Source organism: Bradyrhizobium sp. UFLA05-89, from assembly GCF_059803475.1.
In genome coordinates this window covers 1-11,523 of the sequence record NZ_JBANBA010000180.1, presented here as the reverse complement: position 1 = coordinate 11,523, position 11,523 = coordinate 1, and the positions used below count along the sequence as shown (strand labels likewise).

General features: G+C 64.1%; 15 protein-coding genes and 1 tRNA gene. 1 reads left to right on the top strand and 15 read right to left on the bottom strand.

Translation table 11 applies throughout. From position 1 onward, the window contains the following. Positions 1-36 precede the first annotated feature (36 nt). The 11 genes from SO139_RS43945 to SO139_RS43895 all read right to left on the bottom strand — a co-directional run bounded on the left by SO139_RS43945 (position 37) and on the right by SO139_RS43895 (position 7,160). Positions 37-723 (bottom strand): protein kinase domain-containing protein, encoded by a 687-nt coding sequence (locus SO139_RS43945; RefSeq protein ID WP_449378135.1) that lies wholly within the window; start codon positions 721-723, stop codon positions 37-39. Then, positions 698-1,381, bottom strand: coding sequence for a PP2C family serine/threonine-protein phosphatase (locus SO139_RS43940; RefSeq protein ID WP_449378136.1), 684 nt, complete (start codon positions 1,379-1,381; stop codon positions 698-700). The genes SO139_RS43945 and SO139_RS43940 overlap by 26 nt, the downstream gene beginning before the upstream one ends. Further along, positions 1,285-1,641 carry a DUF6538 domain-containing protein gene (locus SO139_RS43935; RefSeq protein WP_498541989.1) on the bottom strand — a complete coding sequence of 119 codons (357 nt, stop codon included), beginning with the start codon at positions 1,639-1,641 and terminating at the stop codon, positions 1,285-1,287. Before SO139_RS43935 ends, SO139_RS43940 begins: the two co-directional genes overlap by 97 nt. 129 nt (positions 1,642-1,770) lie before the next feature. Then, positions 1,771-1,846: transfer RNA gene (locus SO139_RS43930), tRNA-Phe, on the bottom strand. Between the two features lie 186 nt (positions 1,847-2,032). Then, the gene (gene yacG / locus SO139_RS43925) at positions 2,033-2,215 is read right to left on the bottom strand and encodes a DNA gyrase inhibitor YacG (RefSeq protein ID WP_449378137.1); all 183 of its coding nucleotides are present in this window, start codon (positions 2,213-2,215) and stop codon (positions 2,033-2,035) included. 226 nt (positions 2,216-2,441) lie between these two features. Beyond that, positions 2,442-3,071 carry a Maf-like protein gene (locus tag SO139_RS43920; RefSeq protein ID WP_449378138.1) on the bottom strand — a complete coding sequence of 210 codons (630 nt, stop codon included), beginning with the start codon at positions 3,069-3,071 and terminating at the stop codon, positions 2,442-2,444. Between the two features lie 204 nt (positions 3,072-3,275). Next, entirely contained in the window at positions 3,276-3,743 is a 468-nt protein-coding gene (locus tag SO139_RS43915; RefSeq protein WP_027520710.1) for an arsenate-mycothiol transferase ArsC, read from the bottom strand. Positions 3,744-3,748: 5 nt separating this feature from the next. Next, a complete protein-coding gene (locus SO139_RS43910) occupies positions 3,749-4,243 on the bottom strand; it encodes a UPF0262 family protein (protein WP_449378139.1) in 495 nt (164 codons plus the stop codon). Continuing rightward, complete coding sequence (gene hisD, locus SO139_RS43905; protein ID WP_449378140.1) at positions 4,240-5,535, bottom strand: histidinol dehydrogenase; 1,296 nt, start codon at positions 5,533-5,535, stop codon at positions 4,240-4,242. The genes SO139_RS43910 and hisD overlap by 4 nt, the downstream gene beginning before the upstream one ends. Before the next feature lie 83 nt (positions 5,536-5,618). Beyond that, a complete protein-coding gene (locus tag SO139_RS43900; protein ID WP_449378141.1) occupies positions 5,619-6,098 on the bottom strand; it encodes a DUF2948 family protein in 480 nt (159 codons plus the stop codon). Positions 6,099-6,221: 123 nt separating this feature from the next. After that, positions 6,222-7,160: an oxidoreductase gene (locus SO139_RS43895; RefSeq protein WP_449378142.1), complete on the bottom strand. Its 939-nt coding sequence runs from the start codon at positions 7,158-7,160 to the stop codon at positions 6,222-6,224. Positions 7,161-7,247: 87 nt separating this feature from the next. Between SO139_RS43895 and SO139_RS43890 the strand changes: the two genes are divergently transcribed. Then, complete coding sequence (locus tag SO139_RS43890; protein WP_449378143.1) at positions 7,248-7,889, top strand: TetR/AcrR family transcriptional regulator; 642 nt, start codon at positions 7,248-7,250, stop codon at positions 7,887-7,889. 6 nt (positions 7,890-7,895) lie between these two features. Here the strand turns inward: SO139_RS43890 and SO139_RS43885 are convergent, their stop codons facing one another. From SO139_RS43885 to SO139_RS43870, 4 genes are all read right to left on the bottom strand, one after another. After that, complete coding sequence (locus tag SO139_RS43885; RefSeq protein ID WP_449378144.1) at positions 7,896-8,720, bottom strand: alpha/beta fold hydrolase; 825 nt, start codon at positions 8,718-8,720, stop codon at positions 7,896-7,898. A 124-nt stretch (positions 8,721-8,844) separates the two neighbouring features. Then, positions 8,845-9,354: a hypothetical protein gene (locus SO139_RS43880; RefSeq protein WP_449378145.1), complete on the bottom strand. Its 510-nt coding sequence runs from the start codon at positions 9,352-9,354 to the stop codon at positions 8,845-8,847. Positions 9,355-9,569: 215 nt separating this feature from the next. Next, the gene (locus SO139_RS43875; RefSeq protein ID WP_449378146.1) at positions 9,570-9,878 is read right to left on the bottom strand and encodes an EthD family reductase; all 309 of its coding nucleotides are present in this window, start codon (positions 9,876-9,878) and stop codon (positions 9,570-9,572) included. Between the two features lie 106 nt (positions 9,879-9,984). Further along, the coding region (locus tag SO139_RS43870; RefSeq protein ID WP_498541988.1) for an FAD-dependent oxidoreductase at positions 9,985-11,523 on the bottom strand (1,539 nt) is incomplete at its 5' end.

The following is an 11,523-nucleotide window of genomic DNA, read 5'->3' as shown; positions in this document are numbered from 1 at the left end:
TCGATCTCGCGTTGAATCTCCTTCAATATGCGATTCTCACCCAGCTTGGTCCGTGGATTTCTGACTCAGTAAGACTAGAAACAGCAAGCTAAAGATAGCTACGCCCAATCCAAAGGCGTCATGGTTGGGCGTTCGATTTATATTCTCGAGCGATCTCCCCTGTAGCTCGGGAGGTGTGTAGTCGGGCACGCCAACCGCGCAGTAGAACGCCTTCCCGTTAGCCGAGAACTGAAATGAATCGCAGTCAATGAGGGTCGCGGTGGCGTCAGCGCCGACCAAGATACCCGAGTGATTTAGATCGCCGATAACGCAGCCTGTCGAATGCACAGCGGCAACCGCACGCGCGATATTTTGTGCGGTTCGAAGGAGCAGTCTATAGTCCGCGTTTGGGAATTCATTTCGCCTACTAGCAGGCGAATACAGCTGGTGAACGGGCTTTTGTTTGCCGATGCGATGCATCGTGAAGCCGGCAAACGTACCGGCGCCCTCGTATAGCGGAGATAACGGAAACGCCGCATTGGATACTTTGGTCTGAATTCCACTCGCGACCATGGCCGCAATCTTTTGCTGCCGCTCCCGCGCCTTATCAGGATGATATATCTTGGCTACAAGATGCGGTTCGCCGACAATCTCGAAAACAGCACCTTCACCGCCGCGTCCCAGCAGCTTACCAAGCGGGACCGGCTTCCTCTGCTGATCAAATATGCTCTTGAGACGCGACATTTGGGGTTCGGCGAGCAAGTAACAGTGTTTTGTCGTCATCAGTCCTGTCGCACACCGACGGACTATTCAGATAATTGCCGAGATGTCGTGACAAGTTACGGTTCTTCCCACTCCGGCCGGGTTTGAAGCCGGAGAACATCTGATTGAAGAAGGGAGGAAACGCGCTGTGCGTCGAGAAATTTAGGACGAGATGCTCAATGCCGTCCGTGAAGACAGCGAGCTCAGACACAGAGCCATCAATCTCATTCAGCTGAAACGACGGCTCGGGATCGTCGGTTACAAAATAGGTCGTGGATGCATACTCGCCATGAGACGGCCAGCTGCCGATACTCCACTCGTCAGAGTTAGACGTACGATAGACAGCTGCTCCGTCACCGACATGGAGTACCTTGGCTGTGCCGTTCCCGACAATGCATCCGACTAGCGTCGCAGCGAAGTCGCGCGGAGTGAGCTCGGCGGACCTTGAGGTGATTTCAATCCGCCCGCGCATGTCGTCGAGCCAATCACTCGCAACTTCGCGAGATAAGCCGGCCAAAGTTCCACCGCCTTCCAAGTAGCTCTTTACGCTGCGACAGAACGAACGAACGATAATGCGAGAACCGATTGAGGACCGCTCGGCGGAGCTCCAAAAAGCCAATCGCCAAGTCGCAGGTCCCATTGCGTCTGTTGGCTCGGATTATCGCCAAAGTCGTTGATCCATCGATCATGCTCGGTGACCGCCAACTGGTGCGCCTCACGCTCGGTCAGAGGCTTGGGTCCAGCACGCAAATTGGCCCAGCGAACCTCTAGCTCAGCAAGCGCCTTCGCAAACCGCTGCTTAGCCTCACCGGGATCGCGGGTTTGAAGGCTTACTTTCTCTTCCCGCTTGCCGACGAGCGCACGCAGATCCTCCGGGACTGCTCTCCGGAGCTGATAAATTCCCGTTTTTGGATGCCCACGGACGTGACATGGCCAACGGCATTTGTACCACTCTTCTGTACCACTGAGGAGCGGATAAGCCGTTGATATTGCTGATTGGCCTTGGATATCAGGCCCTTAGTAGGGCCGTGGTGCCCAGGGGCGGAATCGAACCACCGACACTGCGATTTTCAGTCGCATGCTCTACCAACTGAGCTACCTGGGCGTGCTCCAAGAGAGGGGCCAAGGCCCATCGAGCGGGCGGTTTATAGTGGGCTGGAGGCGCCCTGTCCACCCGGCTTCGCCTGAAGGTTTCGCCGGGCGCGGCCCGGCTGTGTACAAGGTGGGGCGGCACCGGGATGGAGCCGGCGGGCGCCTCCCTCGCACCATATAACAATATGATAATACTTGGTTATTCGACGTCGTCGGTTTCGTCGTCGCGGCCGGGGATGACGTAGGAGCCCTTGAGCCAGCGGTTGAGATCGACGTCTCGGCAGCGCGAGGAGCAGAACGGGCGGGTGGCCTGGGACTGCGGCTTGCCGCAAATCGGACAGGTCTTGAGCGGGGGAAGCGGCTTTTTGACTTGGTCGTCCATGAGGTGAGCCTACACGAAGTCGGGGATAAGGGGCGGCGGGGGGCTGGGTTCCTTGAGGCGGCGGGACTCGTGGCCACGCTCCTCCTCGGCCCTCCCCCACAAGGAGGAGGGTGCTCACCACCGGTGCGGCGGCACTTGAATTCCATGGGCAAGAGGGCCCTCCGGCCAGGGCCTTCTACTTTGCATGGGGTTGTTTTCGAGATTTTTGTTTAAGCCAACCCAAGGCTCACACGCCGATGGCGTTGAGCCAGCCGAAGCGGATCGGAAAACCTTCGCCGCCAAGCAGCGTGGTGGTCTCGTAGAGCGGCAGGCCGACGACGTTGCTGTAGGAACCGACCATCTTGACCACGAAGGAGCCAGCGATGCCCTGCACGGCGTAGCCGCCGGCCTTGCCGCGCCATTCGCCGGAGCCGATATAGGCCTGGATGTCATCCTCGGAGAGGCGCTTGAAGCGGACCCGGGTCTCGACCAGGCGCTGGCGGAACGCCTCGCGCGGGGTGACGAGGCAGATCGCGGTGTAGACGCGGTGGTTGCGCCCTGACAGCAGCCGCAGGCACTGCGCCGCCTCGTCCACCAGGTTGGCCTTGGGCAGAATGCGGCGGCCGACCGCAACAACGGTGTCGGCCGAGAGGACGAAGGCGCCGCGCAGCTCGTCGTCGAGCTGCACGGATTTGAGCGCCGCATCAGCTTTTGCCCGGGCGAGGCGGTTGGCGCAGGCGCGCGGCAGCTCGCCCCGCTTCGGCGTCTCGTCGACATCGGCCGGGCGCAAGGCATCGGGCTCGATGCCCGCCTGATTGAGCAGTGACAGGCGCCGTGGCGAACCGGAGGCAAGAACGAATTTGGGGCGGCCGAGCATCAGGTGATTTGGGGAACGAAGCAGGGGTGAATTGCGCGCGGAACCTATCGGAAGGGGGCCGTTTTCACAACCCGGGAACCCAGACTTAAGCGATTCGGGCGCCCAGAGATGCGTGTGCCTGCTGTCTGTGACGCGGGTGTTACGGGCAGGTTTCGTGTCCCGGACGCGGCGCGGCCTGAAAGATGCTGAGCCGGGGCACGAGAGTCACCCGCTCGCAGCCCCGGCCTTCGCAAAGCGCTTGCGGATGCGCAGCAGGAGCTGGTCGCAGACCTCGCGATAGGCGGCGAGCTTCTGGTCGCGGCTGCCTTCGGTGCCCGTCGGATCATGCGTCGGCCAGTACTCGACATCGGCGGCGAGCGTGCGCGTCAGCTCCAGTGCCTTATGATGGGCCTCGGGCGACAGCGTGATGATGAGGTCGAAGTTCAACCCCTCCCAGTCCTCCAGCTCCTCAAAGGTCTGCGGCTTGTGGGTGGAGATGTCCTGCCCGAGCTCGGCCATCACGGCGACCGCGAAGGGATCCAGTTCGCCCTTCCTGGCGCCGGCGGACTTCACATAGAGCCCGTGCGGAAACATGTGGTGCAACAGGCTCTCGGCCATCGGCGAGCGCACGCTGTTGAGCGCGCAGGCGAACAACACCGATTGCGGATCGCGTGCGCGTGGGGGCGCCGCCACCGCGATCAGCCTTTCCAGTGCAGGACAGTAATGAGCGTGAACAGCCGGCGCGAGGTCTCGAAATCCACCCGCACCTTGCCCTTCAGCCGCTCCTGGAGCGTGCGCGATCCCTCGTCATGGATGCCGCGGCGGCCCATGTCGATCGCCTCGATCTTGTCCGGCGTAGCTGTCCGGATCGCCTGGTAGTAGCTGTCGCAGATCATGAAATAGTCCTTCACGATCCGCCGAAACGGCGTCAGCGACAACAGATGCGCGACCACGGGCGAGCCGTCCTCCTTGCGAATGTCGAACATCAACCGGTTGCCGGTGATGCCGATATGCAGCGTGAACGGGCCCTGGCCGTCGGCGCCTTCCGGCGCGAACAGGTTCTGCTCGATCAGATCGTAGATCGCGATCGCGCGCTCATGCTCGATGTCCGGCCCGGAGCGGCCAATCGATTCCTCGTCGAGCGTGACGCCGACGATGCGATTCTGCGTGTCGTCCTGTGCGGGCTTGTTCATGACAGATTGAGGCGCAATCCCACCGAGCGCGCATGGGCGTCCAACCCTTCCGCTTTGCCGAGCGCCATCGCGGCAGGTCCTAGCGCACGGAGCTGGTCGGGGCCGCATTTCAGGATCGAGGTGCGCTTCATGAAGTCGTGCACCGAAAGCCCCGAGGAGAAGCGCGCCGAGCGCGCGGTCGGCAGCACGTGGTTGGACCCGCCGACATAGTCGCCGATCGCTTCGGGCGTATGCGCGCCGAGGAACACCGCGCCGGCATTGCGAATCCTTGCCGCGAGCGCATCGGCGTCCGTCGTCATGATCTCGAGATGCTCGGCGGCGATGGCGTCGGCGAGCGGGATCGCCTCACTAAGGTTCTTCACCATGATGATCGCGCCGAAATCGGCCCACGAAGCGCCGGCGATGGCAGCGCGCGGCAGCGTCTTCAACTGCGCTTCGACGGCCGCTTCGACATCGGCGGCGAGCCGCGCAGAGTCGGTGATCAGGATCGACTGCGCGCTCGCATCATGCTCAGCCTGAGCCAGCAGGTCGGCGGCAATCCAGTCGGCATTGCCGCTGTCGTCGGCAATGACCAGCACCTCGGAGGGGCCGGCAATCATGTCGATGCCGACCTTGCCGAACACCAGCCGTTTTGCCGCGGCGACATAGGCGTTGCCGGGGCCGACGATCTTTGCGACCGGCGCGATCGTTGCGGTGCCATGGGCGAGCGCGGCCACCGCCTGCGCGCCGCCGACGCGATAGATCTCGCTGACACCGCCGAGGCGGGCGGCCGCCAGCACCAGCGGATTGAGCTTGCCGTCGGGCGCCGGCACCACCATCACGAGGCGCGCAACGCCGGCGACCTTGGCCGGCACCGCATTCATCAGCACCGAGGACGGATAGGCCGCGGTCCCGCCGGGCACGTAGAGGCCGGCCGATTCGATCGCGGTGTAGCGCCAGCCGAGCTCGACGCCGAGCGGATCGGTGAAGCGCTCGTCCTTCGGCAGTTGGCGCGCGTGATAGGTCTCGATGCGGTCGCGGGCGAGCTTGAGCGCATCCAGCGTTGCGGCATCGCAGGCTTTCGTCGCGGCCTCGATCTCGGCGGCCGAGACGCGCAAGGAGGCCGCATCGAGCTCGAGCCGGTCGAACTTGCGCGTCGCCTCGATCAGCGCGGTATCGCCGCGCCTCGCCACATCATCGACAATTGAGCGCGCGGCGGCCTCGACGTCGGCCGAGACCTCGCGCTTGGCGGCTAGGAAGGCCACAAATCGCTGGTCGAAATCGGCACTGCTGCGGTCGAGGCGAATGGGCATGTGGCGATGGTCTTTTGGCTGGTCTCTGGGGGTGGATCGGGCTCACCAGGTCCCCTGCTCAATGGCGCGGCGGGCCACCGCCGTCAACCCTTGGGAGACGTCGTCCCGGCTTGACGCCGTCCTGCCCCCTGGTCCGCCTCCCCGCTTTCACCCGTCCCCAGTTCGTCCGTGCCCAGATCGGTCAGCTCGCATTCCAGACATTCGACGTCCAGCCGGATCGCGCCGCCATGGGCGAACAGGAGCAGTGCGCTGCCGCCAGGGGCGTTTTGACCGTGAAACTCGATGCCGACGAGGTCCAAGACCCGCTCGAGCGCGGCGAGGTCGATATTGCGCGACTTGCAGGCGAGGACGCGGTCGAAGCGGAGCGCGGAGACCAGCCGGCGCGGCTCGGCCTCGCCGTCCAGCGTCTGCTCCCAGTCCAGCCGGTTCATGCCGATCACCAGCCGCTTCTCGCCCTGCCGCCAGATGATGTCGGAGGTCTGCACCCGCGCGTCCTGCACATGGGTCGAGATGACGGCGAGGTCGTCGGCATCGAGCGCAATCAGCTTGAGTTGGGGCGGCATTGGCCTGCACCTCACATGGACCTCGCGGGGCTGCGCCTTAACGCGGCCGGACCGCGGCGGTTGCTGTAGAAGCTATCCGCCCGGTGGTCCGGAGGCCATCGCTATCGCGATCGCCTCCCCCGGTCAGGCGGCGGCTGCGAACTCCTCGAAGGATATGCCGGTCAGCGTCGCCGAGGCATCCCACAACATCGCCGCTGACGCGAGATCCATCGCCTGCGGCATGATTCTCGCCGGCGCCGGCGCGCCCTTCAATTCATAGAACCCGTTCGGACCATAATAGCCGCCCCCTTGCGCCGCGGGCGAGGTCGCGGCGAACAGCGTCGGCAGCGCGCCCTCGGCCGCGGACTGGCTGATATAGGGCTGGATCAGCCGGCCGATACGCCACGACAGGGTACCGGTGCCCGGACCATTGGCGATCAGCTCGGTGCGCGCATAGCCGGGATGCGCGGCCACGCTTTCGAACCCCCAGCCGGCAGCATCGCTGCGGCGCTGCAACTCCAACGCAAACATCAGCATCGCAAGCTTGGACTGGCAGTAGGCGCGCCAGGGCCGATAGGAGCGCTTACTCTGGAGATCGTCGAAATCGATTCGACCGGAGCGATGCGCAAGGCTTGCGAGCTGGACCACGCGCGCGCCCTGTGCACGGCGGAGCTGCGGTGACAGATGCGCCGTCAATGCGTAGTGGCCGAGATAGTTGGTGCCGAGCTGCATCTCGAACCCGTCGACCGTCTCGCAGCGTTTCGGCAAGGCCATCACGCCGGCATTGTTGACCAAGATGTCCAGCCGGTCATGGCTACCCGAAAACCGCCTGGCAAACTCGGCGACCGAACCGAGCCTTGCGAGATCGAGCTCCTCATAGGCGACCAGCGCGTTTGGGAAGCGATTGCAGATCAGCTCAAGGGCGCGCTGGCCCTTTGCCTCGCTGCGGCCGGCGAGTATGACGATAGCGCCGGCACCCGCGAGCGCCAGCGCGGTCTCATAGCCGAGCCCGCCGCTTGCGCCGGTGACGATTGCGGTCTTGCCGTCGAGCGAAGGAATATCGGCCGTGGTCCAGTCGGGCATGCCAGTCTCCAGCACGTTGGTTCTCATTGAAGCGCCCCGCGACCGCTCCAAATGTGCACTTAGTGCAAATTTGCAAGAGGTGAAAAATTGACCGCCGCGAAGACGGCCAGAAGCCGGGCCAGGCCCTTGTCGCCGAGGGAGAAATCCGCCCCCGCGATCGGCCTTCGGCAACGCAAGCGCGAAGCAACACGGGAGCGGCTGACCCGGGCGGCGATGGCGCTGTTCCTTCAGCGCGGCTTCGAGGCGACGACGATCGACGATATCGCCGCGGCCGCCGAGGTGTCACGCCGCAGCTTCTTTCACTATTTCGCGAGCAAGGAGGACGTGGTCTTCGCCTGGCAGGAGGATATCGCCGCCTCGCTCACCGAGGAGGTCGCGGCGCGCCCTGCGAGCGAATCCATGCTGACGGCCGCAGAAAATGCCATCGCGGCAGCGACGAAACGGCTGGATCCGGGCGAGGCGCTCGCCATGGCGCGGCTCAAACGCGACAATCCCACCCTGCAAGCGCGCGACCAGCTCAAATATGAGCAGCTCGAACGCGCGCTTGCGCAAGGGCTCGCCCGGCGCACGAACAAGAAGTCCGAAAAGCTCCGCGCGCGCCTTGTCGCGATGATCGCAACCGGCGCGATGCGCGTCGGCGGCGAAGTCTGGGCCACCGAAGACGCGCGCGAAAAGCCGGAAGCCTTCGTCAAGCGCATGTTCGACGCGATCAGAGGGATTTTGAAGTGAGGTGCTCTACCCCTTAAAAAAAGCCAGCAGGTCCGCGTTGATTGTCTCCGCTTCCGTGGTCGGCATGCCGTGCGGGAAGCCCTTGTAGGTCTTCAGTGTGCCGTTCTTCAGGAGCTTGGCCGAGAGCGGTCCGGAGTCGGCGTAGGGGACGATCTGGTCGTCGTCGCCGTGCATGACGAGGACGGGCACGTTGATCTTCTTCAGATCCTCGGTGAAGTCTGTCTGCGAGAACGCGACGACACCATCATAATGCGCTTTCGCGCCGCCCATCATGCCCTGACGCCACCAGTTCTGGATCACCGGTTCCGACGGCTTTGCGCCGGGACGATTGTAGCCATAGAACGGGCCGGCCGGCAGATCACGATAGAATTGCGAACGGTTGGCTGCGAGCTGCGCCTGCAGTCCGTCAAACACCTCCTTGGGCAGGCCACCGGGATTGGCCGGCGTCTGCACCATCAAGGGCGGCACCGCCGCGATGATCGCGGCCTTCGCCACCCGGCTCTCGCCATGGCGGGCAATGTAGTGCACGACCTCACCGCCACCGGTGGAATGGCCGACGTGAATGGCGTTCTTCAGATCGAGATGGGCGGTGAGTGCAGCGAGATCATCGGCATAGTGATCCATGTCGTGGCCGTCAGCGACCTGGCTGGAGCGGCCGTGGCCGCGGCGGTCATGGGCGATGACGCGGTAGCCGTGGTTGAGGAAGAACAGCATCTGGGCGTCCCAGTCATCCGACGACAGCGGCCAGCCATGGCTGAACACGATCGGCTGCCCCTTGCCCCAGTCCTTGTAGAAGATCTCGACGCCGTCTTTGGTGGTGATGGTGGGCATGATCTGCTCCTTATCGCTCTTGGAGTCATTCCGGGGCACGCGTAGCGTGAACCCGGAATCTGGAGATCGTCGCGCAGATTCCGGGTTCATCGCTGCGCGATGCCCCGGAATGACGAGTGCGAGCTCAGGCAAACGCCATCGGCCTGAAGCGGCGCCAGGCGCCGATGATCACGAGCACGAAGAACACCAGCACGATGCCCTGCACGACCGCGAACACAGGGCCCGACGGCGGAGCCGGCGGCACGGCCGGCGCCAGCGCCGCCAGTGCGGGCACCTTGAGGAACGACTGGATAATCAGCACGAAGACGTTGAGATAGAGCGACGTCATCGCCGTCACGACATAGATTGGTCGCCAGGCGCCGGAGAGCTTCATGCCATAGAGCGCGATGCAGGCGATCGCGAGCAGCACCAGCGAGAGGATGCCGACCATATGCGACGGCAACAGCTCCTTGAATGGAAACAGGAAGCCGGTGACGCTGGTCAGAATCGTGAACAGCAGGAAGATCGCGGTGAGAACCGGCATCGGCTTCGAGCCGAGCAGTCCGAACATCACGGCAAGACCGGCGACGATTGCGATCAGGCTGATGATGACATGGAGCATCGTGAAGGCAGGCAGGCTCAACCCAAGGACCATGGCTACTCTCCCCATTGAGATCGGGAGAATGGTATTACGGCCCTCATCGGATTGCCACACACGATGTTGCTACGCGCATGCGCCAAGCCATGCATTCGCCGTTCGACGCGGCAAATGCATGCATGTGTTTGCACAAGTGTCATATCGGCAATGTCAGGCGCTCAGTCTTGCGTCGAACGAGAAGGATCGGTTGCCGCCGCCGGCAGAGGTCGCGCCTACACCTCGCGCGTTTCGAAGATCTGCATCTCGACGCCGCCGGTTGCGAATACCCCAACGTCGGCTGCCGCCGCCTTGCCTTCCGGCGTACCAAACGCCTTCTGGATATCGCCGACGCTGTCAAAGGTCAGGATCGCGACCAGGTGGAATTGCGACGGACCGGCGGGTGTCCCGACCGGCCCCTTGCTCACCGCATACTTCTTCAGGCCAGGAAGCTTCTTTGCCAGCGGAATATGGATTTCGGCATAGTGCTTGTCGAAGGCCGCGGCATCCTTGGGCGTCTTGTAGAGCACGACGAGTTCAGCCATTTAGTCCTCCCGATTTTGTTGTCTCACCATTAAACCCTCATGGCGAGGAGGCGCGCAAGGGCGCGCTCCTCAAGATGAGGAGATGGAGTGCGCACCATAGGACAGATCAAAGCGCCGGTTTCGCGGCATCGCCGAGGAAACCGTGCAGGGCGGCCACGACCTGCGCGCCCTCGCCGATGGCGCCGCCGACCCGCTTGACCGAGCCGGAGCGCACGTCGCCGACGGCGTAGACGCCGGGCACGGAGGTTTCGAGCGGCGCGACGAGCCGGCCCTGGTTCTGCTCGGACTGCGCGCCGGTGACGACGAAGCCGCCACGATCGAGCGTGACGCCGCAGCCGTCGAGCCAGGTGGTCGCGGGATCGGCGCCGACGAACAGGAAAAGGTTGCGGATATCGGCGGCGTCCTCGTCGGTCGACAGCCGGCTCCTCCAGCGGATCCGTCGGAGCAGCGAAGCCTCGTCGCCCTCGAGCGCGACGATCTCGGTGTTGAACAACAGCTCGATGTTCGGTGTCGCCTCGATGCGCTCGATGAGATAGCGCGACATGCTGGCGCCCAAACCACCGCCGCGAATGATCATCAGCACTTTCTTCGCGTGGCCCGACAGGAACACCGCGGCCTGCCCCGCCGAGTTGCCGGCGCCGACGAGGGCCACCTCCTCGCCGGAACAGAGCCTCGCTTCGACCGGCGAGGCCCAATACCAGACGCCGCGGCCCTCGAATTTCTCCAAATTCTCGATTCCCGGCCGGCGATAGCGCGCGCCGCTCGCGACCACGACCGCGCGCGAGCGCAAGGTGTCGCCGCAGTCGAGCATCAGTGCGAAGGTGCCGCCAGCGCGCGAGCAATCCAGCGACTGCGCCGACATCGGGATCATGATGTCGGCGCCGAACTTCTGCGCCTGTGTAAATGCGCGGCCCGCGAGCGCCTGGCCGGAAATGCCGGTCGGAAAGCCGAGATAATTCTCGATGCGCGCGCTGGCGCCGGCTTGGCCGCCGAAAGCGCGGGTATCGAGTACGGCGACCGAGAGGCCTTCGGAGGCCGCATAAACAGCGGTCGCAAGTCCGGCCGGTCCGCAGCCGACGATCGCGACGTCATAGATCTTTTCGCCGCGGGGACCACCGATCATGCCGATCGCGCGTCCAAGCTCGATCTCAGTCGGATTGCGCAGCACGGTGCCGTCGGCGGTGACGACGAGCGGCCAGTCCTCGGGTTTTGGCGAATAGCGCGCGATCAACTCGGCCGCATCGTGCTCGCTGTCAGGGTCGAGCAGGTGATGCGGCTGGCCGTTGCGAGTGAGAAAACCCTGCAAGCGCACCACACCGGCCGAATGCGAGGGGCCGATCAGCACGGGGCCGCCGACGCCGCCCTGGATCAAACTGACCCGACGCAAGATCAGCGCGCGCATGATGCGCTCACCAAGATTGGCTTCCGCGACCAGCAGAGCGCGCAGCCGCTCCGGTGGGATCAGAAGCGTCGCGACATCACCGTCGGCACGGCCGTCGACCAGCGCGGGCCGCCCCGAAAGCTGGCCGAGCTCAGCCAGAAACTGGCCGGGCCCTTGGTCGATCACCGGCGTGACGTGACCAAGCCCGTCGCGCTGGGTGATGGCGACACGGCCCGACAGCACCACGAACATGCCCGGCCCGCG